The following is a 24,567-nucleotide window of genomic DNA, read 5'->3' as shown; positions in this document are numbered from 1 at the left end:
GTCTTTAACAGCGTCAAGACCCCAGGTGTTGCCACCGAGACCACGCTCATAGCGCAGGAAAGAAGGACCTGCAGGCTGAGCAGGGGCAGACTGGATTGAGTCTACCTGGCTCTGAAGCGCAGCAAGCTGTGCCTTCAGGGTGCTGAGTTCATCAGCAGCCGCACCAGTGGTCATCACGGCCAGAGCCGCACCACCGAGCAGAGCTTTACGAAGCATATTGGACATTATGGTTGCTCCCACAAATTCTCTAGAGTTAGGTTGCCCCCCGGAAATTTTTCCCCTGCAAACCGGGACTTTAGGAGGACGGCGTGTAAAACCAAATCACACGCATACTGTTTTCCCTTTTAAAGGTGGAGAAATCAACCAACAGATAGGGTCCCGGCACACTATTTTGAAAAGTGTGACATATTTACCACACCTGCCTATATCGCTGATTTTCTGGTCATTGCTCCGGCGGAGACCCGATGTGTGGTCGTTTTTACGGTCGCTTTCGCCCTTTAAACGCTGAACTGGGGGAATTCTGTAGTGTATCTGCTCGCGAAATGAGGGTTGAGTTGCCAAGGCGCACCCGGGAATTGCGTGTGACGAGCTGTGCGGACAGCAATTGGTCAGGTGCGTTTTGACAAACCGGATTCGGACGAAAGGGATGCCATCTGATACTTCGAAGCACTGCGAATCAACATGCAGCTAAAGCAAAACCGGCCCGGAGAGAACTCCGGGCCGGTCTGCAGTTTCAGGTATTGATGTAGTTCTTAGAAGAAGAACCAGGTTGCGAATGAAGCGCGAACGCCATCATCGTCTGAGCCATCTTCGAACTCTTTATGAGCCCAGATAACTTCCCAACCCATRCGCATCTGCTTRACAGGCTGCCACAGGATGTTGGCGTGTACCTTGTACACTTCTTCTGCTTCATCGTCGCCAGCTTGGTCATCAAGAGCTTCAACATAAGAGAACATGGTGTTGAAGGTTGTGGTTTCGCTGAGACCGAACGACAGGCCRACTACGAAGGCAAGTGCTTCAAGCGGGTCGTCGCCGGCGTTGACGTTGTCGAAGCCGTCTTCAAAYACGAACTTCTGKGTCAGCAGGCCTTCACCGTAGCCGAAGCCAGCGGTCAGGGTTGCAACATCAGCCAGGTTGAAGTTTGCACCAACCTGAACAGCCCAGCCRAGTTCGTCRTCGCCGGCTGGTTCGAAGTCAGCAACTTCACCGGTTACGATGAACTGGTGACCACCAGCGATGTCGTACTGCAGGTAACCTGCAATGTTCGGCATGTTGGTTTCTGATTCGAAGCTTGGGTTTTCGATGGCAACTGCCCAGGACAGAGGACCGTCTGAGTACGACAGGCGAACCTGAGGCGTACGCGAGTAGGTCAGCARTGAACCTGCAAAGTCAACCGTGGACACACCGATCGGCAGCAGAGCTGCTGTGAACCACCACTGGCCAACAGACAGTGTCCAGTTTGGTGTCATGTCCCAGTGACCAACAGCGTGACGCGAACGAACGCGCGTGCTGCCTGCACCACCGGTGCTGAAGTTGTCGTCATCATCRTCGTCRATGTCGGTGCCGATAGCAGCATCGAACTCGAGCTGAGTGCGGATCTGACCGATTGCAGTGTCGATCTTCGACTTGATGCCGAAACGTGACTGCTGGTGGGTCAGGTTGATGTGGTCGCCATCATCGTTGTCGCCGTCAACAGTGATGCTGCTGGCGCTGAATGAGTTGGCTGGACCATGGGCACGGTCGAAGTCATAAGACACGTGACCTGCAGCATAACCGTACACAGTCACTTCAGCGACCGGAGCAGGAAGATCTGCAGTTGGTGTTACAGCGATAGTGAAGCCACCACCGTCATGGACGTTTGCACTGTCTTTAACAGCGTCAAGACCCCAGGTGTTGCCACCGAGACCACGCTCATAGCGCAGGAAAGAAGGACCTGCAGGCTGAGCAGGGGCAGACTGGATTGAGTCTACCTGGCTCTGAAGSGCAGCAAGCTGTGCCTTCAGGGTGCTGAGTTCATCAGCAGCYGCACCAGTGGTCATTACGGCAAGAGCCGCACCACCGAGCAGAGCTTTACGAAGCATATTGGACATTATGGATACTCCCATAAATTCTCTAGAGTTAGGTTTGCCCCCCGGAAATTTTTCCCCTGCAAACCGGGACTTTAGGAGGACGGCGTGTAAAACCAAATCACACGCATACTGTTTTCCCTTTTAAAGGTGGAGAAATCAACCAACAGATAGGGCCCCGGCACACTATTTTGAAAAGTGTGACATATTTACCACAGTCGGCCGTAACGGCATTTTTGGGTTTTGATTGACCATCCAGTGTGCACCAGGCCTGGTTGCATTGAGCGGACCAGGTGCAACATTGTTGATGCCAAGGCAACGGTTTGTTAGAAAAACGGCTGATTTTAGTGGTTTTCGCAGCGGATTCAACGGATGCACTTCGTGGAGGGCCAAACTGTGCATGCCTTGCCGGTGTGCGGCAACCACAGCGTGTTCGGTGTGTTTGGCGACAGTTCTCTTACGTGTGTAAACTGCAGGTCAGGTGTGGGTGTCTTGTGGATGAAACGGTGTGGATAGGTGGTTTTAAAGTGTTGTGGGAGGGAATCAGTACTGATTTCATTGCCGGGAGCAAAGGATGGCCTTCAACCCGCTGATTCCTGCTTAGAGAAGAGTCGTTAGTGAGAGGCTTGTACATGGCGAAGAACATCTGGCTGAAATGGCTGTTGCCGTGGATGGTCGTGCCATTTGGAATAACCGTTGCAGGCGTGGCCAACGCAACCAGCGAGACTGTCGCTACTGCCACGCAAGACACAGCGCAGGAAGATGCTGCACCGCCGACTGCGCCAACCGTCAACAAGATATCAGGGCGTTCGGTGCGGCCATCGATAACCGGCACATGGCCGGAAGGCGATGGCAACAGGCTCACCGTGGAAGTCGCCGGCAAGACCTATGAACTGGGTAAAAACGGCGAACTGACCAGTGACGGCAGTGGTAACTGGACCCTCAAGCTCGGCAAAGACCTCGCCGACAACACTTATGACGTCGTGGTTATAGTTACCGACAAGGCCGGCAACAGTTCGGCGGACCGCGGGTTCGGTGAGGTGGTTGTGGATTCCTCAGCTCCCGCCGTGCCGACAGTCAACAATCTGCTGACACGCCAGAGAAAACCGGTCATCACAGGTGCGTGGCCATCCGGAGAAGCGGAAAGTTTAAGTATTTCAGTGGCTTCCAGGACCTATGCGGCCGGCGCTGGAGACGGTCTCGTTACCGATGGCAATAATTGGACCTTGCGGATCAGCGAGAACCTGGACGATGGAACCTATAATGTCTCGGCCAAGGCGACGAGTGCAACGGGAAGCGTTGCCGTGGATGCCAGCGAAGCCGAACTGACCGTAGATGCCACGCCACCTGCGGTTCCGACAGTCAGCAACTACAAGTCAAAACATCCGCGCCCACTGCTTTTCGGCACCTATCCGGAAAACGACGCCGCAACCATGGCGGTCACATTCGAAGGTGAAACATACACCATGGGCGGATCCGACCTGCTGTCGTCCGACGGCAAGGGCAACTGGTCGGTCCTGACGCCGAAAGATTTGCCACCCGGCATTTATGACGTAAAGGTCGTGGTCGCCGACAAGGCCGGCAATCAGCGTTCGGATACAACGACCAATGAAGTTGAGATCGTGGCCCCGGGGCAGGACAAACCGGCACAACCGGATGCCGCGGAACAAGCCGTGTCTGCAAGCCAGTGCCAGGGTCTGCTCGATGAGGTCTTGAGCGAACAGCAGATTGTGTTTTCGCCAGGAAAGTCCAAGATACTGGGAAAAAATGCCAATCTGTTGAACCGATTGATGGCAGTGATCAGGCAATGTGGGGACGCGAAAATCGAAATCGGTGGCCATACCGACTGGCAGGGCTCGGGAAAATCCAACCAGGTATTGAGTGAACGTCGGGCCAATGCGGTTCGTGACGCGTTGCTGGCCCGGGGCGCCAGTGCAGACAATATAACCGCAGTCGGCTATGGTGAGAGCCAGCCGATTGCCAACAACAGGACCAGAAAAGGCCGTGCAGCCAACCGGCGCACGCAATTCAAGATCCTTAACTGAGGGAGTTGAACGATGAATGCCTGGAATTTCAACGATGCGATGATCGTTGCCAATCACAACTGGCACTGGCTCGCAGCGGCGCTGGTGCTGGGATTGATTGTTGGCTGGGTGACGTGCCGCAGCGCCGACGCTCACTAAAGCAATACGGGTTCACTTGAATCCATAGAACAGAGTCCAGGAGGCACATGATCAAACTGCGTGCTAATGTGCTGCAATATATTGGAAACATTGAATTTTATGATTTTTGACTAATTCAGCCGAAAATCATTCCGCTCCAGAGCGTCAGAATCAGAGGGAAAATGGACAATGCCGCAACTCACACTTGAACTACTGCTTTTGATGTTGCTCGCGTTTTTGATCGGCTGCATTCTGGGGTGCCTGTTCCGCACCATGTTTGCCACCGGTAAGCCAGCTGCAGACAAACCTGCCGAATCCAGTGCCGGTGATGCGAAAGCGACTGTTGCAGCTGCGCCTCAGCCCGAGCCTGAACCCGAGCCGGTCGCTGTTTCAAAAACGAAGCCGGAGCCCGAGGCAAAACCAAAACCTGCGGCTTCCAAACCGGTGGCCAAGGTCGCCGCTGCACCGGCTTCCCAGGGTAAACCGGTTCGTCCGAAAGGATTGCCCGGCGCACGCGATGGCAAGCCAGACAAATTGCAGATGATTTCAGGTGTAGGCCCGAAGCTGGAAAAAACCCTGCACGGATTAGGGTTTTTCCACTTCGACCAGATTGCTGCATGGGGCAAGGATCAGATCGACTGGGTGGATGAGCACTTGCGTTACAAAGGCCGTATTGAGCGGGACGAGTGGATTGCCCAGGCCAAGCTGCTTGCGGCGGATGATATGGACCAGTTCAACAAGCTCTATGGCACGGGCGGATCCGCAAAGACCAAGTCTCAGGGGAAATCAACGACCAAGCGGCCAGCGAAGAAAAAGAAATAACCGGGTTACAGGGCATCGGAATTATTGGGAGGCTTTGTCGATTGACCAGCCTCCCAACAGTCTTTCTCTTGGTGTTATCAACACTCGGAAATCAGCGACGCGATTGTCTTCTTGCCTTCGCCACAACCCGAAGCTGGCGAGGAAGAGGATGACGATGCGGCGCGACCGCCATTGCCGCCCCGATTGATGTCGCGAAGCATGGTGTGTTTGCGATGTCCGAGGCGTGTGCGGTACACATGCACGTTCTGCATCACTTTCTGTACATATTTCCGGGTTTCGGTGATCGGTATGGATTCAATCCAGTCAATGGCATCGATGTGGCCCTTGCGCGGATCGCCATAGGCCTTGAGCCACTTGATGGTGTTGCCGGGCCCCGCATTATAGCTGGAAAAGCCCATGATATAGGAACCTTTGAATTCCTTGATGAGATCGCCGAGATAAGCTTCGCCCATGGACACGTTGAGAGCGGGCCTTGACGTCAAATGATCGGTCTTGTAGCCGCGCAGCTTGTACTGTTTGGCAATCAGCCGGCCGGTTCCCGGCATGATCTGCATAAGGCCCCGGGCACCGGCATGGCTGCCGGCAACGGCATTGAACTCGCTTTCCTGTCGCGACAGGCCCAGAATGACCGCGCGCTCGACCTGGTTGTTGATGGATTTCCAGGCCGGCATGGCGTTGACCGGATACGCCCAGTTGTCCACATCAAGCCCGCGGCTGCCGAAAGCCTTGGCCAGTCTGACCGCCGCAAAGTGCCCGGCATGGGAGTGTATGTGGTCGATGGCGGCTGCTGCTTCGTCACGCGATTTGATAGCTCGTGCGATCGGGAACAGGAATGGCAATATCTGGTTTTTCCCGCCAGCCCGGGCCAGCAAGTGGGCGGCGCGGAAAATCTCGACTGACCTGACACTTTTCTTGGCACTGGCGGTCGCCTTGCCGGTGACAATTTTCAGCGGTTTTTTGCCATGCCCCAGCTTTCCCAGTGACAATTGGCCGTAAAACAGCGTCGGTGAGGCGGCGGCCATGCGATAGGCCTCTTCAGCGCGACCGTTTTCTCCCTTTGCCGCGCGGGCGCGGCCCAACCAGTACCAGCCCCTGGACCCGTCGGTACGGGTGGTTGCAGCCTCGGTGATACGCTTGAAATGAACTGCCGCCTTGCCGGGATTGGACAGTTTGCGAAGCGCATACCAGCCGGCCAGGAATTCGCCTTCGATGAACTGCTTGCCGGAGGTATAGCCATGCGCGGCCATCATCTTGTAAATGCCGGGCCAGTACTTCTTGTGCTGGGGTCCGGCAAGATGACGCGCAGCCAGGCGTTTTTCCACGAACCACTGTGCTGGGTTGATCTGTGCACTGTGCGACTTGGGCGCCTTTTTCAACATGGTGTAGGCCGACGTGTGCTTGCCTTTGCGGCGCAGCCAGCGGGCGTAGGCATATATCATCGGCGGATGATTGCGGAACTTGGCCGGCAATTTCTTGTAATGTGCAGGCCCGGTTTTTTTGCGCCGGATCAGTGCCTGGGCAGTTCTCGCAGCCTTGGCATGGGCCTTGGAAACAAACCTGGCTGCCCGGATGGCAGCATTGGTCTCCTGCGCCATGACCAGAGACCACATGCGTGCCTTGTGATCGGCAGTTGTCAGCAAGTGTTTGAAATCGCGGGCAATCTGTTTTTCCAGGTGGGCAGCCAACTTCGGATTGGCCCAGGCTTTCCTGATGGAACTTGTGGCAGTCGCCTTGTCACCCCGTGCCAGGGCCAGCCGGGCATAGGCCACATGCCCTTGCGGGGAAATCGGGGAAAACCGGTTGTAGTGACGCGCAACGGCATCAACCGGCGTGGTCTTTCGCGCCAGAATGGCCTGTGCCATCCGAGTCAGTGGCTTTGTCGCTGGCCAGTCAGGGTTGGCGATGACGAAATTCATGATCCGATCTGCACCGGCATCTGTAGGGTTTTTGCGGATATAGAGCCATTCCACTGCCTTCAGAGTCGCCTGATCCTGTGATTTGGAGGCCAGATCAAAGGCTTTCCGCCAGTCTTTCTTCACTGCCGCCTTCAGCGCCCTGACGGACAGGGCGTCATTGCGCGCCGGCGAACGCGTGTTGCTGGTGGTCAGCAGTTCCTGAATCCCGGATGCGTCCGGGGAATTGGACGAACGTGCTGAAGCGTCATCGGCAAAGTTAGCCATGATCGCCAGACCAAGCGCACCTGCAAAAGCCGCTCGCCAGAGCGTTGAAAATCCTGTGAATGTCAAATTCATGCCGTCCTCGCGCCGCCTTGAAGCCGGACACAGATAACTTGATTCTGTGGTCGGCCAGGATAGTTTTCGACCAAAACGATCCGTGATCATATTTCTGACTGCTCTGAACAGGTTAGAGCCGGACGAGCCGGCATACCTGCTTACTGTACCAACTAACATTGCTCATCCTGTTTTTCAGGCGGCGCAGACTTACTTGGCGTCATCACGATTAACCACAGATTGAGGCTGCGATGTGGCCGCGTTTTCCGGGGCCAGTGACGAATAAACCTTTCGGTTGCCGCACCGCAGCAGCGGGGCTATGGTGCCGCGCTCACGTTGAGGACACTGGTTCGCATTCATTGTGTTTGCGCATCGATGTCCGCAGTGTTTAATGCAGTAAAGTTTACGAATTGTTGAGGTTTCGAAATGGATGCACGTTTTCACGGCTCTTTTCCCGCGCTTATTACCCCGTTCAAGGACGGCAAAGTGGATGAAGCCGCATTTCGCAAACTCATCGAATGGCACATCGCGGAAGGAACCCACGGTATCGTGCCGGTAGGCACGACCGGTGAATCGCCGACGCTGAGCCATGACGAGCACAAGCGTGTCGTCGAGATTGCCGTGGAAACGGCAGCCGGGCGCATTCCGGTGATTGCCGGTGCCGGGTCAAACTCCACTGCGGAGGCGGTCGATTTTGCCGTGCATGCACAGCAAGCAGGTGCGGATGCGGCTCTTTCGGTTGTTCCTTACTACAACAAGCCGACCCAGCAGGGCCTGTATGAGCATTTTGCCGCCGTGGCCAGAGCTGTGCCGGACCTGCCGATTTTTGTGTACAATGTGCCGGGTAGAACCGTCGCTGAAATCTCGGTAGAAACGCTGGCGTGCCTGGACAGGGATTTTGCCAATATCATCGGCACCAAGGATGCAACGGCAGACCTGGCGCGACCATCGCTGCAACGCCTGGCGTCAGGTGACAAGTTCATCCAGTTGTCCGGTGAAGACGGGACAGCGCTGGCGTTCAACGCCCATGGCGGGACAGGATGCATCTCGGTGACGGCAAATGTCGCGCCGCGCCTGTGTGCGGAGTTCCAGGAAGCAACGCTTGCCGGCGACTATGCCAAGGCGCTGACCATCCAGGACAGGCTGATGCCGCTGCATTCTGCGCTGTTTTGTGAAACCAGCCCGTCACCCGTCAAATATGCAGTGAGCCTTTTGGGGCATGCACTTGAAGACGCGAGGTTGCCGATCCTTCCGGCCACCGAAGGCGCGCGTCAGCAGGTCAAGGCCGCCATGGTGCACGCAGGCCTGCTGAACTGATTGCCGAAACAGGTGCTCGATCATGTCTTCCAAAAGCGGTGGTGCTAAACGGCGCTCGGGCAATCCGGTCATAGCTGACAATCGTCGTGCGCGGTTCGACTTCGAGATCATGGACAATCTCGAGGTTGGCGTCATGCTGACCGGCACCGAGGTCAAGTCGTTGCGCGCCTCTAAGGCGACCATTGCCGAAAGCTATGTCCAGGTGAAAAACGGCGAGTTGTGGTGGGTCAACGCGCATATCCCGGAGTACAATCAGGGCAACCGGTTCAATCACGAGCCGCGCCGGATACGCAAGCTATTGGCCCATGCCCGCGAAATTGCCCGACTTGGCCAGGCGGTGGACCGGGAAGGGCTGACCATCGTGCCGTTGAAAATCTACTTCAACGAGCGTGGCCGGGTGAAACTGGAAATTGCCCTCGCCAAGGGCAAGAAAGTTCACGACAAGCGCCAGGCGGAAAAGAAACGCGACTGGCAGCGCGACAAGGCACGGTTGATGCGCGAAAGAGGCTGATTTGCCAACGCATTGACAGGCACAAACCGATTTCCACGGAGTTTGAAAATGATTGCCGAAAAAGCAGGTCTTCTGGACCAGGTGCGCGACCGCTTTGCCCATGTGGACACCTGTCCGTTCCAGGGACCCAGGGTGTTCTTTGAAAACGCCGGCGGGGCCCTGACGCTCAAATCCGTTGTTGATACATCGGCCAAGTTTGCCGCCATCCCGGACAACCAGGGACGTGACAACCCGGCTTCACATCAGCTGGTTGATGTTATCAACGCCTCCAAAGCCAGGATGCGGACGCTGTTCAATGCTCCAGAGGGCCAGTTCTTTGTCGGTGAGAGTGGTACAGAGCTTTTGTTTCGCCTTATCCGCACAGCCATAGTGGGCGCAGAGCAGGGGGGCACCGTGCTGGGCTCCACTCTTGAACATCCCGCATCACGCAGTGCGGCGACGAAATGGGCGGACGTGACCGGCAAGCCCTATGTCGCCGTGCCGCATGATGATGCGACCGGCACGGTGACGGCAGACGACTATGCCAGGCACGTCACGCCGGATGTGAGGGTCGCCACGATCATTCATACCTCTCCGGTAACCGGCATGTCAGTTGATGTTGCAGCCGTCTCGGCAGCCATTCGGGCCGTGGCGCCTGACTGCTTCATCATCGTCGATGGCATCCAGCATGCAAGCCACGGCCATATCGACATCAAGGCCTGTGACGTGGATGGTTACGTGGTGTCGCCCTACAAGGTGTTTTCACGTCACGGGTACGGTGTTGCCTGGGCATCGGACCGGCTGACCGCCCTGCCGCGCGAAGGCCTGACCGGTGGACCGGCGGAGAACTGGGAGCTGGGCACACGCGATACCGGGGCCTATGCGACGTTTTCCGATGTGGTTGATTATTTTACCTGGCTGGGTGAACACTTTACCGAGAGTGACGATCCGCGCGCCCGGGTCGAAGCGGCGGCAGTTGCTATCCATGATCATGAGAAATCCCTGACCGACGCCATTCTGCACGGTGTCGGCAATCTCAAGGGCCTGGCCGAAATGCCGGCGGTGACAATTATTGGCGGCATCGACAATCCGGCGCGTGAAGGCCTGGTGTCGCTGAACGTGGATGGTATCGATGCGCTGGACCTTGTTGCTGCACTGAATGAGCAGGGCATTCGCACCCACGTCAGAAAAGCCGATCACTATTCCGGCAATGTCCTCACGCCGCTGGGGCTTGCGTCATGCGTGCGGGTTTCGCTGTGCCACTATAACAGCGAGGGAGAAGTCTCGCAGTTCCTCGCTGCCATGGCAGAAATCGTTGGACAGCAGAGTTAGGAGCGTTTGGCACGATGCATTGCCCGCCGTGATCTACCTGGACGCGCAGTGCTCAAACTCAACCGGTCAAAACGACCACCACCGGCAACAAGGCTGTGAGGCCCTTGTTGCCGGCGGCATATGTCTTCGGTGCTGAAAAAAATGGAGGTTGATTCACCTGTCCCGGATCAAGGGCCGACAGGCGGACCGATGAGGGGTACACCATTGTAGCAAGGCGCCAGAGTCGCCACATTCGGAGTGTCAAGTGTCGCGCCGCGGCGGTCATGATCCATTTTTGACGGCGCACCCCAATTGTAGCTCAGGCCCGCCATGATGGTGTGATCCATTGTGTTGTTATCGGACGCATTCGCGAACCCGTTTCCGAGGCATCCATCCCGATAGGTGCCGCGATAGGCAAGAAACAGCGGCATGTTTCCCAGCAACGGTGCTTCTTCCCAAAGTGTGTCAAAGCGTGCGCCCCACTGGTACACATCGTAATTTGCGGAATCGCCTTCCTGGAACTTCAGGTTGGAATACAGACCTTCGACCTGGACGCGGGTGTCCACACCCATGAACCAGCGGCCCGCACCGCGAACGAAGTAGCCGTCACCGGAAAGTTCGCCTTGCTGGTCCACAAACGCAGCCTGCGCATAGAAGGTGAGGTCGTTCAGGTAGTATTGGGTTTCTGCGCCGTAGAAGCGCAGATTGGTCTGGAACCCTGGTCCAAGGTCATTGTGACGCGAGGCCGCCACACCGCCAAATACGCCGAACAGACCGTGCGACGGGTCACGCCAGCTGAAGTGACCGGCACCCTGGAAGTTCCAGCGCTGGCCAGCCACGTCATTATTGTCAAATGCGCGATCATTCCATTCGACATCGACGTCGGTCTGCAGCGACAGGTTGCCGCCGAGCGGCACCGTGAGCCGCGCACTGTGGCCCGAGGCAAGCGCGATATCATCGCCTGTTCCGCCGCCGTCAATGATCTGAACGCCGTTCCAGCTTTCACTGACGCCGCCGATGATGAGCCCAATGTCGTTGAAGCGGTCTTGCGCCGTTGCCTGACCGGTTGCCAGTACGGCAAGAATTGCCGTGCTGCCAAGAATTATTTGAGAGAATTTACTCATGAGTGTCCCACTTACTGTCGCTACGGATGACTAACTTGATGGGTTGGGATTTGAGCATTTTATGGTTAATTGCCAGTAAATGACGGATAGGCATTGGTCTTCGGGGGTAACTTTGCACTGTCGCGGGCGGCGCGGACTGAGGCCTGTATTGTTCGCCGGCCAGAGATGCTAACAACGTCCTGGACAGTCACGGACAGATCGCCTGCTGTCCCGATAAAAACCAAGGAGCAAACCTGATGCCGCTGCCGTCCTTTCACATGATTGAAGCTGCACCACAGCCGGTCGCACCGTTTTCCCATGCCTGTGAGGTTGACGGCTGGGTGTTTCTCACCGGACAGATGCCGACACAGCCCGGCGCACCTGATGCGCCATTGCCGGATGGAATTGAAGCACAGACCAGACGGGTCATGGACAATCTGGTTATTGTGCTGGAGGGCATGGGGCTGGGGCTTGAAAATGTGGCGCAGGCGCGGGTTTTCATCACGGATTTCGAGCGCGATTATGCAGCGATGAACCGGACTTACCTTGAATATTTTGCGGAAGGAAAACTGCCGGCGAGAACCTGCATCGGTGTTACCGGGCTTGCGGTCGGCGCATTGGTGGAAATCGATATGGTGGCGCGGCGGCCATAGCAACAGGTCACCGCTGTGTGAGTGAGACCCGGGTTGCGGCTGGATGACCGGTAACGGGTGTTACAAACCCGACATGGTATGTGTCTGCAAGTCTTCCAGTATGGCTCTGGACTGACGGCAGTCCACCAGACCGGGTTTGCAAATGAAGTGCAAGTTTTCGGTATGGTTCTTCGTGCCTGGAGTACCTGAAATCGTTACCAGTGCAAGGTCCCCGTAAGGCCCTCCGCCAAGTCGAACCAGGCAATCTATTTCGTTGCTCCTGACCAGTTCGACATCGGTTGTCCGTACCGAGGTTCGCACGTACGGTTTCAGGCCGTCGCCGTGGTTGGGCCAGTTAGGCGGCAGAATGGTCATCGCTTTGGAGCAAATGCCGATACTGAACTTTTTGCCGTTCATGTCAGGCGCTATTGCTTCTGTGGCCTCCGTCAGGTCTTCAAAGACCTTGGAAATGCGCGGCAGGTATGTCTCACCCTCCATTGTCAGAAGCAGCCCGTGCGGCAACCGGCGGAACAACGCCACACCCAGAGACGCTTCCAGTTTCTTGGCTTGCTGGCTGATGGCTCCTGCGGTAACGCCAAGCTCGCTGGCGGCCATCTTGAAGCTGAGATGGCGGGCCGCTGCTTCGAAGGCGCGCAATGAGTTCAGTGACGGAAGCCTGTAGGTCATGTTCTTCTCCCTGACGAACGATTGCACGAATGAGGTTACCCGGAGACTCAGTATTTCTAATCCTGCAGCAGAGTTATTCTGAGTTGTGTGATTGTCGTCCCGAGCGATAGCTTACAGCCTCATTGCGAAAGACGTAAAGTTGGTTTCCCAGCAAATACAACAGATTAGCGCCTTGTTTGAATAAGGGGTTCGCCCCGGCAATGGTTCGGCGCAAGCGGAGTGGCCAGATGACCCGGAAAAAACCTGATCCCAAATTACACAACGCCATCAAGGAACGCGGCAGGGCATACCTTGTAGTGTTTCGAGAACTGTCGAAACGCTACGGCGAGGCTGAAGCCATAAGCGTGATGCGCAGCGCCAGCTACGAGCACGGCCTGGCGATCGGAAAGCCGCTTGCGTGTTTTGCGCCGCGCGACTTTACCGGCATGGCCGACGGCTACGCAAACGCCCCCGACGACGGCGCAACCTTTTCACCCGACATCAGGCAACTGGACGACACGTGTCTCGAAGTCCAGATGATGACCTGTCCGATAAAGGATGCATGGGTGGAGGCCGGGTGCAGCGATGAAGAAATTTGCACCCTGCTGCAGTGCGCCTCCGCGCTCGATGAAGGCACTTTTGACGCTGCAGGTTTCAATTACGAAATCGAATTATGGTCGCCGGGCAAACAGGGGTGTTGCCTCACGAAAATCACCGAGAAACCCCGAACCTAGATTTCGGCGAATTCCTCGAAATCATCATTCGGTTGCGCAGGACCGTTGTCGCGGTGATTGTCTTTGTTGCCGGACGGTGTTCTGCCGATCTTGCCCTGCAATGATTTCAGATCGACGAACTGGTCAGCCTGACGGCGCAGTTCGTCGGCAATCATCGGCGGGCGGATGGCCATGGAAGAAATCACCGTGACCCGGCAGCCCTTGGACTGGGCCGCTTCAACCAGCGAGCGAAAGTCACCGTCGCCGGAAAACAGGATGATGTGGTCGAGCGATGAGCAAAGCTGCATGATGTCGACGGCAATCTCGATGTCCATATTGCCCTTGACCTTGCGCCTGCCGGCAGCATCGGTGAACTCCTTGGCAGGCTTGGTCACGACCATGAACCCGTTATAGTCCAGCCAGTCGATGAGCGGGCGGATCGGCGAGTAGTCGGCATCGTCCAGAAGGGCGGTGTAATAGATCGCCCGAGTAAGCCGGGTGCCGTCTTCAAACATCTTCAGCATGTTCTTGTAGTCGATATCGAAGCCTAGCGCCTTTGCGGTTGCGTACAAGTTGGACCCGTCAATGAAAAGGGCAGTGCGTTCGTCTTTGTAAAGGCGCATCTTAAATCTCCTGATACTCAAATAAGCTGATGAAAATACGAACCGGAATAAGGGCTTCAAATCAATGGGGTGGGTGTGCCACAAGATAGTAATCGACGCAATCGGGAACGGCACGCCATCATGATATTGATCGGACTGGGCAGTAACATGACGGGGCCGTGGGGCAGCCCTCGTGATTGCGTCGGCAAGGCGCTTGCCGCGCTTGGCAAACAGCCTCTCAACCTGCTCAAGGCGTCCACGCTGATTGGGACCACCCCGTTCGGCAATCAGGACCAGCCAAGCTACATCAACGCCGTGGCGCGGATCGAAACCCGCCTGCCGGCGCTGGGCCTGTTACAGGTGTTACGCACTATTGAACATACCGCCGGGCGCGAACGGCGTGAACGCTGGGGGGAGCGAACTCTTGACCTGGACATTCTGGATTACAATGGTGTGGTTCTGGAAGAGGGGGTTGAGCAGTCAACCGACGCTGAACTGGTGCTGCCTCATCCAGCCATCGCCGAACGCGAGTTTGTGCTGACCCCGATTGCCGAAATTGCACCGCGCTGGAAACACCCGGTTACCGGATTGACGGCCAGAGCCATGCTCGCTGAACTGGACACGGACAAGGGCGGCAATGTTATCGATAGCGGGTCCGTCTCGTGAATACCCAGACGCATCTGCTTCTTGCATCGGCGCTGCTGACCAGGCGTGGGGAAAAGGCACGCAATGTGGCCATTGTTGTGGGGGCGTTGCTGCCTGACCTTCCGGTGTTTGCCCTGTTCGGCATCGCCAGCGCGATGGGGTATACGAGCCAGGATGTTTTCGGTGACTTCTATTTCCGGGAAGAAATGCGCAACCTTATGGGAGCGTTCAACTCGTTCTTCGTTGCAGCCCTGATTGCGGCAACCGGATGGGTGTTCCGCGAGAAATGGTGGGGGTGGCCGATGGTCTTCCTTGCTGCCGCCATGGCGGTTCATGCCGCAACCGACCTGCCGGTGCATGTCGATGACGGGCACCGGCATTTCTGGCCATTCAGCAGTTTCGTGTTCAGTTCGCCATTTTCGTACTGGGATAATTCGCATCATGGCGGACTTGTATCGGTGATTGAGGCTGTCCTCGGCATTTTTTGCGCCATTGTGCTGTGGCGGCGCTTTCCCGTCATGTGGATCAGACTTTTGTGCGCGTCGGCAATTGCAGCGTATATTGCCGTTCCCGCTTACTGGATATGGATGTTCGGATAGATGTTGGCCCTGTTTTTTGAAGTGCTGCCCAGGCCTGGTCATGAGGACCATTACTTCCGGCATGTGGGCATGCTGAAGCCGGTGCTGGAACAGCACACGGGCATGACCTGGCTGGACCGGTTCAAGTCATTGTCCAGGGACCGGGTGATCCTGTCACATCAATTGTGGAAGGATGACGCTGCCATAGTCGGGTGGCGGGAGGACAGCCAGCACCAGGGCTCGCAGAAGGCAGGCCGGTACAAGCATTTTGAGGATTATCGCATCCGGATTGCCGAACTGTTCCTGATGCTGGAGCAGGGCGGGCCCGTTGAGGAGTTGGAACCGGGCCAGGGTGCAACTGGCGGGTACATTGTTGCGGGCCATAGCACCGGCAAACCGCTGGACGGATTTGACGAGAGTTTTGCCAGCGTGAACATCGCGGACGCCTATGTCGGCCTGTCCACGGTCGCCAGTGCTGAAGATGCCGGCGGTCTGCTGGCGCGGCTGAAAGACGACCAAAACATGAGCTGGGGGTTTGCTGCTCGAATGACCCGGGACTATGGCATGTTTGACCGTGACCAGGCGCCACAGGATTATCCACCCGTTGAGCCGGACGACAGCTGAGCGTTTCCGGCTGACAACCTGCCTGCCGCCAGCATCAGCAGCGCGCCCAGTGCGCCGATGCCGACAGACATGAACAACATCAGATCGTATCCGCCCACCTGCCATGCGAGTGAGCCGATAGTCGGGCCGGCGGCGAAACCGCTGATATACACCATCGCCGTCATGCCGGAGATCACGCCGAAGTCGGCCCGGCCCAGCAGTTCAGCGGTCAGGACCGGCCGCATGATGCTGGTGACGCCGTTACCAACCCCTTGCAGGAAGACAAAGCTTGCCAGCAGCACCGGCAGAGCCGCAGCACCCATCAGGCTCAACGCGGCCGCCGACATGGCAAACTGGCATGAAATTGCGATAACAAGGCTGGGCACGCGATGCTCAATACCCATAATCATGGTGCGCCCGACCACCTGCATCGGACCGATCATGGAAATGGCCAGAACCGCCGTTTCCCTGGCAAATCCACGTTCGCCCAGCAGCGGAATGGTGTGAGTGATCATAATACCGGTGTTCATCGAGATCATGGCCAGGCCCAATGCCAGCGCCCAGAACGCCGGCTTCCGGGCGATGCGCATTGGCTCCTTGGCATTGCGGCTTGATGGCGCGGATGCTGAACCCCCGGTCTGCTCGGCCCGGCTTGCAGCCCAGCAGATCAGCGGCACCGCCAGCACCACTATGACGGCTGCAAACACCAGCACGGCGCCACGCCATCCAAACAGGTTGGACAGATAAAATGCAGCGGGAAATGAAACTGTGCCGGCAAGACCCGCCATCAACGAAACAATGGTGATGCCGCGCCTGGCCCGGTTCCCGAGCGTCCGGGTCAGAATGGCGAAGCAGGGTTCATACAGGCAACCAGCAAGCGTCACACCAATGCCGAACCATACAAGGTAGAACTGCCATAGCTGGGTTACCTGCGTCAGCAGCGCGAGCAGCACTGCGCCCAGGAACGCGCTGCCACCGAACACGATTGTTCCAAATCCACGGTCAATCAGTCTGCCGGTGAGCGGCGCCATGACGGCAGATGTCAGGACTGCCAGGGTGAATGCGCCCGTCAGGCCGGTTTTGGACCAGCCGAATTCCTGCTCCCATTGCACCAGCAGGGCAGGGAAGGAATAATACAGTGCAGCCCACAAAATTGTCTCGGCAACTGCCAATGGCCAGATAAGTTTATGGAATTGTCCAGGCTGCATTGGTAAGGAAGATAGACCGTTCTGCGGCAAGCGCACACTTGCTTTCTTGCATTTGTGTGGCTAAAAGCCCACCTAAGTTCTATCTGACACCTTTATTTGCAAGGATCCAAGCTTCATGGCACGCGTTACCGTTGAAGACTGCATCGAAAAACTGCCGAACCGGTTTGAACTGGTTCTTATGTCTGCGCACCGCGCACGCATGATCTCGCAGGGAGCGCCTTTGACGCTCGACCGCGACAATGACAAGAACCCGGTTGTGGCGCTTCGCGAAATTGGCGACACCACCATCGACGTCGAGGATCTTCGTGAAGATTATGTCCACTCCATGCAGAAGCATGTCGAGGTGGATGAGCCGGAAGAAAGCGCCGTGCCGCTGCTGCTGGCTGGCAACGAGCCCGACCAGGCCGAACCGGCCCCTACCGAGCAGGATGGCCAGGACGGTTACGACCGCATGAGCGAAGATGACCTGCTGCGCGGCCTTGAAGGCCTGCCGCCTGCAGAAAGCCCTGGCTCGCAGCGGTCCGGTTACTGATAGCGGATACCTGCTGATTTACCTGATTTTCGGCCGGAGCAATTTGTGTTGCTCCGGCTGTTTTGTTTTCCGGTGCCGGATTGTGTCTGCTACACTGCCACAATTGGGATTTTCACTTGGATGAATTGAACAGGGCATGATGCGTCAATACGAGTTGGTTGAAAGGGTCACAAGCTATGATCCTGACGCAAATGAAGCCATGCTCAACAAGGCCTACGTGTATGCCATGAAGGCGCACGGCCATCAGGTCCGGGCCTCTGGCGATCCTTACTTTACACATCCGCTGGAAGTAGCCGCCATTCTCACCGAGATGAAGCTGGATGATGCCACCATTGCAGCTGCCCTGTTGCACGATGTTGTGGAGGACACCGAAGCGACCCTGGCGGAAATCGAACAACTGTTCGGCGGAGAGATATCGGAGCTGGTGGAAGGTCTCACCAAGATCAAGCGGCTTGACCTGATTTCCAAGGAGGCGGCGCAGGCGGAAAACCTGCGCAAGCTGTTGCTGGCCATGTCGCGGGATGCGCGCGTGTTGCTGGTGAAGCTGGCCGATCGGCTGCACAACATGCGCACGCTGCACCATGTGAAGTCGGACAAGCGCGCACGCATTGCCAAGGAAACCATGGACATCTACGCGCCGCTGGCCGGCCGTATGGGCATGCATACCATGCGAGAGGAACTGGACGATATCGCGTTCAAGGCGCTCTATCCGGAAGCGCGTGACGGCATCATGAAGCGGCTTGAATCGCTGAGGGCCGAGTCAGGCGATATTCTCACCAATATCGAAGAAACGCTTACCGAAAAACTGGCGGACAACGGCATTCATGCTCATGTGTCAGGACGGGAGAAGAAGGCGTACTCAATTTGGCGCAAGATGCAGCGCAAGCATTTGTCGCTGGGCCAGTTGTCCGACATATTCGGGTTCCGGATCATCGTGGCAAGCGAGGTCGAGTGCTACAAGGCGCTGGGCGTTGCACATACGGCATGGCGGGTAGTGCCGGGCCGCTTCAAGGACTACATCTCCAACCCGAAGCAGAATGATTACCGGTCGATTCACACCACGGTGATCGGTCCGCACCGCAAACGGGTTGAGCTGCAGATCAGAACCCAGGCGATGGATGACATTGCCGAGCGCGGGGTTGCTGCCCACAGTTTCTACAAGGATGTTGCGGATCCGATGGCGGCGGAGCGCGGGGTCAGCCTGCCGCATGGGGATTCCAATTCGTTCAGATGGTTGCGGTCGCTTGTTGAAACCCTTGCCGAAGGCGACAATCCGGGTGAATTTCTGGAAAGCACGAGGCTTGAGCTGTTCGCGGACCAGGTGTTCTGTTTCACGCCCAAGGGCGCGCTGATTGCCCTGCCAAAAGGAGCGAATGCCATTGACTTTGCCTATGCGGTACACACCGATATCGGCAATTCGTGCGTCGGTTGCCGGATCAATGGCCGGCATGCGCCGTTGATGACCGAACTCGCCAATGGCGATGAAGTGGATGTAATCAGATCGCAAGCCCAGACACCGCCTGCAGCCTGGGAAAAAGTGGTTCACACGGGCAAGGCACGGGCAGCCATAAGGCGGGCGACCAGAATTGCCGTGAGGGCCCAGTATGCCGGGCTGGGGCGTGAAATAGTTGAACGCCATCTGGCGCGTTTCGATGCGAGCTACAACAAGAAGCAGTTCGTCGAGGCGATGCGAAAACTTGGCATTGCGTCTGCAGAAGACGGTCTGGCTGCCGTCGGGCGCGGGGAGCTGGCAGCGCGCGATGTGATGAACGCGCTGGGATTTGAAGGAGAGCGCGAAACGCCCAAACGCGATGTTCGCAAGTCACGAACGGTTCAGCAGGAAAGTGGCGAGCAATCGATACCGGTTCGCGGTGTCAATCAGAACCTGCCGCTCACAATCGATGCATCTACCGGGGCTGTTCCAGGCGAGCGGATTGTCGGAATCCTGAAACCGGGCGAAGGCATTACGGTCTATCCGATCTTTTCCGCAGCGCTGCAGCAGTTTGACGATGAGCCAGACCTGTGGATTGATCTTGCCTGGGACGAGGATTCGGCGACCAGCCTGTATCCGGCCCGTTTGCGGGTGGTTCTGCACAACGAGGTCGGCGCGTTGGGGCAACTCACCCAAACGGTTGCCGAAGGCGGTGCAAACATCGAAAACCTGCAGATGACCGAACGGGCGCGCGACTTTTACAACATCGACCTGACGGTCGAAGTGGAAGATGTCAGGCATCTCAATCAGATTATGAACGAACTTACCCGAAAACCATTGATTTCCACTGTGGTTCGCGCCACAGGTTCTGACTGATAATACCTTTGGTATAATTGCCGCATTTCCGGCTCAACCATCTAGGGTGCTGACCCTAGTCTCAAAGAAACGGTGGCTTTGATGCTTACACAAGATCAGGTGCTTGATGAATTTCGCGCTGCCGGCGCCCTGCTGGAAGGACACTTCATTCTGTCGTCCGGCCTGCACAGCCCGCGATACCTGCAGTGTGCCCGGGTGCTGATGGACGGGCAGCGGGCCGGTCGGCTATGTGCCACTCTTGCACAAAAAATTGACGACGCGGCATTCGGCAAGTTTGATATGGTTGTGTCACCTGCCATGGGCGGTGTCGTTGTTGGCTATGAAATGGGCCGGCAATTGAATGTTCCGGCAATCTTTTGTGAACGTGTCGATGGTAATTTGGTGTTTCGTCGTGGGTTTGACATCGAGCCGGGAATGCGGTGCATCATGGTTGAGGACATTGTGACAACGGGATTATCGTCGCGCGAGTGCATTGAAGCTATCGCTCAGGCCGGCGGCGAAACAGTTGGCGCAGCATGTCTGATTGACCGGTCCGGCGGCAAGGCGGATGTGGGCGTGCCACTGGTAGCGCTGGCGCAACTTGAAGTTCCAACCTTCGAAGCGGACAAGTTGCCGCCGGAGCTTGCAGCGACGGAAGCCGTCAAACCGGGCAGCCGTGGTCTGAAGGCCTAGATCAGGATGAGTTCGATTGGGTTAACTGGAATTCATAAATCTGATCATTTACAAAGTGTTAGAGCAACGCTACGGGTCAGTTGGACCCTTGTCGCTCTAAAGCATCTTTAAGATGCAAACATGTCGGGTGTGTTTGAACTATGATTTTAAAACGGCGCAAATCAATAGGTTGGATCAAAAAGGTCAGAAACTTTTTCTGGCCCGAGATCGGCTTCCAGCGCACGGCAAAATACATCTCCTACAAGGTCAACCGGATTTCCGGCTCACCCCATGCCATAGCATTGGGATTTGCAGCTGGTGCCTTTGCGTCATTCACACCCCTGATAGGGTTTCATTTTGTGGTGGCCGCGCTGATTGCCTGGGCAGTCGGCGGAAACCTGCTCGCGTCGGCAATCGGCACCTCGGTCGGTAACCCGCTTACATTTCCGTTCATCTGGTTCATTACCCACAATACGGGCAGCTACCTTCTCGGCCAGGAAGGCCGCGAGGAGATTGCAATCTCCGGACCTGAGGCCGGCATGAAGCTGATGTTCACGGACCCTGCACGGTTCTTCTCAGAACTGTGGGGCGGGCTGGAGCCGGTGTTTTTCCCAATGTGTGTCGGGGCCATTCCGTTGGGGCTGTCCAGCGGCATTGCGGCTTACGTGGTGCTGAAACCTGCCGTGGGCAAATACAAGGAACGTCGGCGGAAACAGCGCGAGAAGCGGATGACCGAATTGCGCAAGCGGCGCGACGCCCAGGCGGCTTCACAACATGGTGCAGGCACATGATCCTTGGGGTCGGCAACGACATGATCGATATCCGGCGCATCGAAACCACGCTGGAAAAGTTCGGCGATAGGTTTGTATCCCGGGTCTTTACCGACATCGAAAGGGCAAAATCTGATCGCCGTGCTCAGCGCGCTGCGTCATATGCCAAGCGGTTTGCAGCCAAGGAAGCGTGTTCCAAGGCGCTGGGGACGGGGTTTCGCAAAGGGGTGTTCTGGCGCGATCTCGGTGTCGTCAATATGCCGAGCGGCCGTCCGACCATGGTTTTGACCGGCGGGGCGGCACAGCATCTTGAAACCCTTGTACCGGCGGGTCACAGACCCGATATCCACCTGACCATCACCGACGACTTTCCGTATGCTCAGGCGATCGTGATAATTTCCTGTGTACCGGTTGCCGTAAGCTGATCAGTTGGAGCAATACGGGTTCGATTGAACCGGCAGAATTTCTGCGGCACTTTGTAAGCGATCTGGTTTGGGTTTTTTGTCCGTGCCAGCCGGAAATCGCGCAAGTTCAAGGAATTCGTCGGCGGTTGCAATTTTGCCAATAAGCTGCGACATGACTGTCAAAACAGGCGGCGAACAGAATCGGGCGTGCGAGCGTCTGGGCTGAAAGTAAAGTAAAGAGGCGAGCAAATGTCTTCCGACGTGGAGCGTTCACGCAAGAAAACAGAAGACAGTGGCTGGGAAACCGTCAAGGTCATTATCCAGGCGCTGCTGATAGCTTTTGTGGTGCGGACGTTTTTCTTCCAGCCGTTCAATATCCCGTCTGAATCAATGGTCCCGACCTTGCGGGTTGGAGACTATCTGTTCGTCAACAAGCTGTCTTACGGCTATTCGAAATACTCGTTTAATTTTGCTGTCGGCTTGTTTGGCAACAATCTGTTCAAGTTCGGACCTGTGCCGATAGAGGGCAGGGTATTTGGCGATACACCGGACCGTGGCGATGTGGTTGTGTTCAAGTTGCCGCTAGACAACGAGACAGATTATATCAAGCGCGTTATCGGGTTGCCCGGTGACAAGGTACAGATGATCAACGGTGTGCTTCACATCAATGGCGAGGCTGTCAAGCGTCGGCAGATAGAGGATTTTGTCAATCCGGACCGGCCCAATGCCCCGCGGGCAAAACAGTATATCGAAACACTGCCGAACGGCGTGAGCTATTCGACCCTGGATATTTATGAAGGCCAGGCCGACAACACCCAGGTCTACACAGTGCCTGCGGACCACTATTTCATGGTCGGCGACAACCGCGATAATTCGACAGATTCCCGTTTCCTCAAAGAGGTCGGTTATGTTCCTTACGAAAATCTGGTCGGCAAATCGACGGTGCTGTTCTTCTCGCACGGACCCAACGGCGCCTTCTGGGAAGTCTGGAAATGGCCTACGAACATTCGCTGGGGCCGGATCTTCAACTCCGTCGAATGACCAGGGCCAGCCCTAGTCGTGGCGAAGCAGTTGCCGTTCTGACCGGGCGGCTTGGATATGTCTTCAAGAACGAACAATTGCTCGAGCAGGCCCTGACCCATGCGAGCGGCGCGAAATCCAAGGTTGCCGGCAGCAACGAACGTCTTGAGTTTCTGGGCGACAGGGTTCTCGGACTGGTTGTCGCACAACTTTTGTATGAGCAACACGAGGATGTGCCCGAGGGTGACCTGGCCCGAATGCTCAATGCGCTGGTGCGGCGTCAGACATGTGCAAAAATTGGAGAAAAACTGGGTATTCCGGACGCTCTTGTGTTGGCCGGCAAAGGCACCAAGCGGACGGTTGTGACCGACAATATTGTCGGTGATGCATGCGAGGCCCTGATTGCCGCGGTCTATCTGGACGGCGGTCTTGAAGCCGCCCGCGCCATCATTGGTGTGCATTGGGCCGGCTTTTTGCAGCAGGCACCCGACATGCGCAAGGATGCGAAGTCTTCCCTCCAGGAATGGGCTGCGGCAAGATCTCTGCCGGTGCCTTTGTATGAGACGATTGACACCACTGGTCCGGACCATGCGCCGGAGTTCAAGGTTGAACTTAAAGTTGAGGGCCGCAAGCCGGCACACGGTGTGTCAACCACGCGGCGAACAGCAGAACAGGTTGCAGCTACACAGTTTCTGCGCCGCGAGAGGATCTGGAAATGACAAAAGGGCCGGCCGACATCGAGCGCCCGCAGGACACAAGCGCGACCAGTTGCGGATTCGTCGCCCTGATCGGCGCCCCGAATGCCGGCAAGTCTACGCTGCTGAACCAGCTTGTAGGGTCCAAGATTTCGATTGTGACCCACAAGGTCCAGACGACACGGGCCCGCATCCGGGCAATTGCACTGGAAGGCACAGCGCAGATCATCTTTGTTGATACACCGGGTATTTTCTCGCCCAAGCGAAAACTGGACGAGGAGATGGTCCATGCCGCCTGGGCAGGAGCAGCAGATGCCGATGCGACGGTATTGCTGATCGGGGCACGCGATGGCCTGAACGAAGACAATATGCGCATCATCGAAGGCCTGGAGGCGACAGGGGCAAAGGCCATTCTGGCCATCAACAAAATTGACCTGGTGCCGCATGAAAACCTGCTGCAACTGGCTGCCGATCTCAATGCGCGTTATCCGTTCACCGACACATTCATGATTTCCGCATTGAAAGGCCATGGTGTTGCAGACCTGCGAGTTGCACTTGCCGGCAGAATGCCGAAAGGTCCGTGGTTGTACCCGGAAGACCAGATCGCCGATGTGCCCTTGCGCATGCTGGCATCGGAGATCACCCGCGAAAAACTGTACCTGCGGCTGCATGATGAACTGCCGTATGCATCAACAGTGGAAACGGAGAAATGGACCGAGAAAAAAGACGGTTCCGTGCGCATCGAGCAGGTGATCTACGTTCAGCGCGACAGCCAGAAGAAGATAGTGCTCGGCAAGAACGGCCAGACGATCAAGAAAATAGGCCAGTCGGCCCGTGAGGAGATTACGGAAACCATTGGTCAGACGGCGCATCTTTTTCTGTTTGTGAAAGTACGCGAAAAGTGGGCCGATGATCCCGAGCGGCTGCGCATGATGGGACTGGAACCCCGCTAGGCCGAAAACTGATTCAATGCGCCGGTCCAAGTAATTGTTTTGCATGTCTTTATTCGAGCGATCGCACACGGTCTAGCGAGGCATG

Annotated in this window: 26 protein-coding genes; 19 read left to right on the top strand and 7 right to left on the bottom strand. The window is 56.6% G+C overall.

Features of this window, described 5'->3' with window-relative positions; all coding sequences use genetic code 11:
* Together DHN55_RS22470 and DHN55_RS18105 are read right to left on the bottom strand one after the other, a co-directional pair.
* Positions 1-225 (bottom strand): hypothetical protein (locus DHN55_RS22470; protein ID WP_337660491.1); only part of this gene is annotated, 225 nt, incomplete at its 3' end.
* Positions 226-752: 527 nt separating this feature from the next.
* Positions 753-2,090: a hypothetical protein gene (locus tag DHN55_RS18105; protein ID WP_337660490.1), complete on the bottom strand. Its 1,338-nt coding sequence runs from the start codon at positions 2,088-2,090 to the stop codon at positions 753-755.
* A gap of 608 nt (positions 2,091-2,698) precedes the next feature.
* On the opposite strand from DHN55_RS18105, the gene DHN55_RS18100 reads away from it, so the two are divergent.
* From DHN55_RS18100 to DHN55_RS18095, 3 genes are all read left to right on the top strand, one after another.
* Positions 2,699-4,111 (top strand): Ig-like domain-containing protein, encoded by a 1,413-nt coding sequence (locus tag DHN55_RS18100; protein WP_108882930.1) that lies wholly within the window; start codon positions 2,699-2,701, stop codon positions 4,109-4,111.
* Between the two features lie 12 nt (positions 4,112-4,123).
* The gene (locus tag DHN55_RS22465) at positions 4,124-4,249 is read left to right on the top strand and encodes a hypothetical protein (protein ID WP_337660489.1); all 126 of its coding nucleotides are present in this window, start codon (positions 4,124-4,126) and stop codon (positions 4,247-4,249) included.
* A gap of 168 nt (positions 4,250-4,417) precedes the next feature.
* On the top strand, positions 4,418-5,050 hold the full coding sequence (locus DHN55_RS18095) for a hypothetical protein (RefSeq protein WP_337660488.1): 633 nt from the start codon (positions 4,418-4,420) through the stop codon (positions 5,048-5,050).
* 77 nt (positions 5,051-5,127) lie between these two features.
* Here the strand turns inward: DHN55_RS18095 and DHN55_RS18090 are convergent, their stop codons facing one another.
* Positions 5,128-7,302 carry a lytic transglycosylase domain-containing protein gene (locus DHN55_RS18090; RefSeq protein WP_337660487.1) on the bottom strand — a complete coding sequence of 725 codons (2,175 nt, stop codon included), beginning with the start codon at positions 7,300-7,302 and terminating at the stop codon, positions 5,128-5,130.
* 405 nt (positions 7,303-7,707) lie between these two features.
* Here DHN55_RS18090 and dapA point away from each other — a divergent pair, with 405 nt between their 5' ends.
* The 3 genes from dapA to DHN55_RS18075 are packed head-to-tail and all read left to right on the top strand — an operon-like array spanning position 7,708 to position 10,420.
* Entirely contained in the window at positions 7,708-8,598 is an 891-nt protein-coding gene (gene dapA / locus DHN55_RS18085; RefSeq protein ID WP_108882927.1) for a 4-hydroxy-tetrahydrodipicolinate synthase, read from the top strand.
* Positions 8,599-8,620: 22 nt separating this feature from the next.
* On the top strand, positions 8,621-9,109 hold the full coding sequence (gene smpB / locus DHN55_RS18080) for an SsrA-binding protein SmpB (protein WP_108882926.1): 489 nt from the start codon (positions 8,621-8,623) through the stop codon (positions 9,107-9,109).
* Between the two features lie 48 nt (positions 9,110-9,157).
* Positions 9,158-10,420 (top strand): aminotransferase class V-fold PLP-dependent enzyme, encoded by a 1,263-nt coding sequence (locus DHN55_RS18075; protein WP_108882925.1) that lies wholly within the window; start codon positions 9,158-9,160, stop codon positions 10,418-10,420.
* A gap of 167 nt (positions 10,421-10,587) precedes the next feature.
* Here the strand turns inward: DHN55_RS18075 and DHN55_RS18070 are convergent, their stop codons facing one another.
* Positions 10,588-11,523: a hypothetical protein gene (locus DHN55_RS18070; RefSeq protein WP_108882924.1), complete on the bottom strand. Its 936-nt coding sequence runs from the start codon at positions 11,521-11,523 to the stop codon at positions 10,588-10,590.
* A gap of 236 nt (positions 11,524-11,759) precedes the next feature.
* Here DHN55_RS18070 and DHN55_RS18065 point away from each other — a divergent pair, with 236 nt between their 5' ends.
* Positions 11,760-12,155, top strand: coding sequence for a RidA family protein (locus tag DHN55_RS18065; protein WP_337660486.1), 396 nt, complete (start codon positions 11,760-11,762; stop codon positions 12,153-12,155).
* Positions 12,156-12,215: 60 nt separating this feature from the next.
* Here the strand turns inward: DHN55_RS18065 and DHN55_RS18060 are convergent, their stop codons facing one another.
* Complete coding sequence (locus DHN55_RS18060) at positions 12,216-12,821, bottom strand: LysR family transcriptional regulator (protein ID WP_108882923.1); 606 nt, start codon at positions 12,819-12,821, stop codon at positions 12,216-12,218.
* A gap of 227 nt (positions 12,822-13,048) precedes the next feature.
* On the opposite strand from DHN55_RS18060, the gene DHN55_RS18055 reads away from it, so the two are divergent.
* A complete protein-coding gene (locus DHN55_RS18055) occupies positions 13,049-13,534 on the top strand; it encodes an L-2-amino-thiazoline-4-carboxylic acid hydrolase (protein WP_337660485.1) in 486 nt (161 codons plus the stop codon).
* On the opposite strand, the gene DHN55_RS18050 is transcribed toward DHN55_RS18055, so the two are convergent.
* Complete coding sequence (locus DHN55_RS18050; RefSeq protein WP_108882921.1) at positions 13,531-14,136, bottom strand: NYN domain-containing protein; 606 nt, start codon at positions 14,134-14,136, stop codon at positions 13,531-13,533. The genes DHN55_RS18055 and DHN55_RS18050 overlap by 4 nt on opposite strands.
* Positions 14,137-14,256: 120 nt before the next feature.
* Here DHN55_RS18050 and folK point away from each other — a divergent pair, with 120 nt between their 5' ends.
* Genes folK through DHN55_RS18035 form a run of 3 tightly spaced genes read left to right on the top strand, consistent with a single transcriptional unit; the run spans position 14,257 to position 15,962 of the window.
* Positions 14,257-14,781, top strand: a complete 525-nt coding sequence (folK, locus tag DHN55_RS18045; protein ID WP_108882920.1) for a 2-amino-4-hydroxy-6-hydroxymethyldihydropteridine diphosphokinase — start codon at positions 14,257-14,259, stop codon at positions 14,779-14,781.
* Positions 14,778-15,359 carry a metal-dependent hydrolase gene (locus DHN55_RS18040; RefSeq protein WP_108882919.1) on the top strand — a complete coding sequence of 194 codons (582 nt, stop codon included), beginning with the start codon at positions 14,778-14,780 and terminating at the stop codon, positions 15,357-15,359. Before folK ends, DHN55_RS18040 begins: the two co-directional genes overlap by 4 nt.
* On the top strand, positions 15,360-15,962 hold the full coding sequence (locus tag DHN55_RS18035) for an antibiotic biosynthesis monooxygenase (RefSeq protein WP_108882918.1): 603 nt from the start codon (positions 15,360-15,362) through the stop codon (positions 15,960-15,962). It abuts the gene before it with no gap.
* On the opposite strand, the gene DHN55_RS18030 is transcribed toward DHN55_RS18035, so the two are convergent.
* Positions 15,932-17,092 (bottom strand): MFS transporter, encoded by a 1,161-nt coding sequence (locus DHN55_RS18030; protein WP_337660484.1) that lies wholly within the window; start codon positions 17,090-17,092, stop codon positions 15,932-15,934. The genes DHN55_RS18035 and DHN55_RS18030 overlap by 31 nt on opposite strands.
* A gap of 172 nt (positions 17,093-17,264) precedes the next feature.
* On the opposite strand from DHN55_RS18030, the gene rpoZ reads away from it, so the two are divergent.
* The 8 genes from rpoZ (at position 17,265) to era (ending at position 24,482) form a co-directional block, all read left to right on the top strand.
* On the top strand, positions 17,265-17,681 hold the full coding sequence (gene rpoZ / locus DHN55_RS18025; RefSeq protein WP_108882916.1) for a DNA-directed RNA polymerase subunit omega: 417 nt from the start codon (positions 17,265-17,267) through the stop codon (positions 17,679-17,681).
* A 136-nt stretch (positions 17,682-17,817) separates the two neighbouring features.
* The gene (locus tag DHN55_RS18020) at positions 17,818-19,989 is read left to right on the top strand and encodes a RelA/SpoT family protein (RefSeq protein WP_108882915.1); all 2,172 of its coding nucleotides are present in this window, start codon (positions 17,818-17,820) and stop codon (positions 19,987-19,989) included.
* Positions 19,990-20,070: 81 nt separating this feature from the next.
* Positions 20,071-20,661: an orotate phosphoribosyltransferase gene (gene pyrE / locus DHN55_RS18015; RefSeq protein ID WP_108882914.1), complete on the top strand. Its 591-nt coding sequence runs from the start codon at positions 20,071-20,073 to the stop codon at positions 20,659-20,661.
* A 140-nt stretch (positions 20,662-20,801) separates the two neighbouring features.
* Positions 20,802-21,431, top strand: coding sequence for a DUF2062 domain-containing protein (locus tag DHN55_RS18010; RefSeq protein WP_108882913.1), 630 nt, complete (start codon positions 20,802-20,804; stop codon positions 21,429-21,431).
* Positions 21,428-21,835, top strand: a complete 408-nt coding sequence (gene acpS / locus DHN55_RS18005; protein WP_108882912.1) for a holo-ACP synthase — start codon at positions 21,428-21,430, stop codon at positions 21,833-21,835. The genes DHN55_RS18010 and acpS overlap by 4 nt, the downstream gene beginning before the upstream one ends.
* Positions 21,836-22,063: 228 nt before the next feature.
* Positions 22,064-22,855, top strand: coding sequence for a signal peptidase I (gene lepB, locus DHN55_RS18000; protein ID WP_108882911.1), 792 nt, complete (start codon positions 22,064-22,066; stop codon positions 22,853-22,855).
* Positions 22,852-23,553: a ribonuclease III gene (gene rnc / locus DHN55_RS17995; protein ID WP_337660483.1), complete on the top strand. Its 702-nt coding sequence runs from the start codon at positions 22,852-22,854 to the stop codon at positions 23,551-23,553. Before lepB ends, rnc begins: the two co-directional genes overlap by 4 nt.
* Positions 23,550-24,482 carry a GTPase Era gene (gene era / locus DHN55_RS17990; RefSeq protein WP_108882909.1) on the top strand — a complete coding sequence of 311 codons (933 nt, stop codon included), beginning with the start codon at positions 23,550-23,552 and terminating at the stop codon, positions 24,480-24,482. Before rnc ends, era begins: the two co-directional genes overlap by 4 nt.
* Positions 24,483-24,567 lie beyond the last annotated feature (85 nt).

The sequence above is a fragment of the Anderseniella sp. Alg231-50 genome (genome assembly GCF_900149695.1).
Lineage (GTDB): Bacteria > Pseudomonadota > Alphaproteobacteria > Rhizobiales > Aestuariivirgaceae > Anderseniella.
This window is presented reverse-complemented; position numbering and strand designations above follow the sequence as displayed.

Bases quoted from the DNA above. Each gene is read 5' to 3' on its own strand.
- DHN55_RS18100 (WP_108882930.1), top strand. From the start codon at position 2,699: ATGGCGAAGAACATCTGGCTGAAATGGCTGTTGCCGTGGATGGTCGTG.
- DHN55_RS22465 (WP_337660489.1), top strand. From the start codon at position 4,124: ATGAATGCCTGGAATTTCAACGATGCGATGATCGTTGCCAATCACAAC.
- DHN55_RS18095 (WP_337660488.1), top strand. From the start codon at position 4,418: ATGCCGCAACTCACACTTGAACTACTGCTTTTGATGTTGCTCGCGTTT.
- DHN55_RS18090 (WP_337660487.1), bottom strand. From the start codon at position 7,302: ATGAATTTGACATTCACAGGATTTTCAACGCTCTGGCGAGCGGCTTTT.
- dapA (WP_108882927.1), top strand. From the start codon at position 7,708: ATGGATGCACGTTTTCACGGCTCTTTTCCCGCGCTTATTACCCCGTTC.
- smpB (WP_108882926.1), top strand. From the start codon at position 8,621: ATGTCTTCCAAAAGCGGTGGTGCTAAACGGCGCTCGGGCAATCCGGTC.
- DHN55_RS18075 (WP_108882925.1), top strand. From the start codon at position 9,158: ATGATTGCCGAAAAAGCAGGTCTTCTGGACCAGGTGCGCGACCGCTTT.
- DHN55_RS18070 (WP_108882924.1), bottom strand. From the start codon at position 11,523: ATGAGTAAATTCTCTCAAATAATTCTTGGCAGCACGGCAATTCTTGCC.
- DHN55_RS18065 (WP_337660486.1), top strand. From the start codon at position 11,760: ATGCCGCTGCCGTCCTTTCACATGATTGAAGCTGCACCACAGCCGGTC.
- DHN55_RS18060 (WP_108882923.1), bottom strand. From the start codon at position 12,821: ATGACCTACAGGCTTCCGTCACTGAACTCATTGCGCGCCTTCGAAGCA.
- DHN55_RS18055 (WP_337660485.1), top strand. From the start codon at position 13,049: ATGACCCGGAAAAAACCTGATCCCAAATTACACAACGCCATCAAGGAA.
- DHN55_RS18050 (WP_108882921.1), bottom strand. From the start codon at position 14,136: ATGCGCCTTTACAAAGACGAACGCACTGCCCTTTTCATTGACGGGTCC.
- folK (WP_108882920.1), top strand. From the start codon at position 14,257: ATGATATTGATCGGACTGGGCAGTAACATGACGGGGCCGTGGGGCAGC.
- DHN55_RS18035 (WP_108882918.1), top strand. From the start codon at position 15,360: ATGTTGGCCCTGTTTTTTGAAGTGCTGCCCAGGCCTGGTCATGAGGAC.
- rpoZ (WP_108882916.1), top strand. From the start codon at position 17,265: ATGGCACGCGTTACCGTTGAAGACTGCATCGAAAAACTGCCGAACCGG.
- DHN55_RS18020 (WP_108882915.1), top strand. From the start codon at position 17,818: ATGATGCGTCAATACGAGTTGGTTGAAAGGGTCACAAGCTATGATCCT.
- pyrE (WP_108882914.1), top strand. From the start codon at position 20,071: ATGCTTACACAAGATCAGGTGCTTGATGAATTTCGCGCTGCCGGCGCC.
- DHN55_RS18010 (WP_108882913.1), top strand. From the start codon at position 20,802: ATGATTTTAAAACGGCGCAAATCAATAGGTTGGATCAAAAAGGTCAGA.
- acpS (WP_108882912.1), top strand. From the start codon at position 21,428: ATGATCCTTGGGGTCGGCAACGACATGATCGATATCCGGCGCATCGAA.
- lepB (WP_108882911.1), top strand. From the start codon at position 22,064: ATGTCTTCCGACGTGGAGCGTTCACGCAAGAAAACAGAAGACAGTGGC.
- rnc (WP_337660483.1), top strand. From the start codon at position 22,852: ATGACCAGGGCCAGCCCTAGTCGTGGCGAAGCAGTTGCCGTTCTGACC.
- era (WP_108882909.1), top strand. From the start codon at position 23,550: ATGACAAAAGGGCCGGCCGACATCGAGCGCCCGCAGGACACAAGCGCG.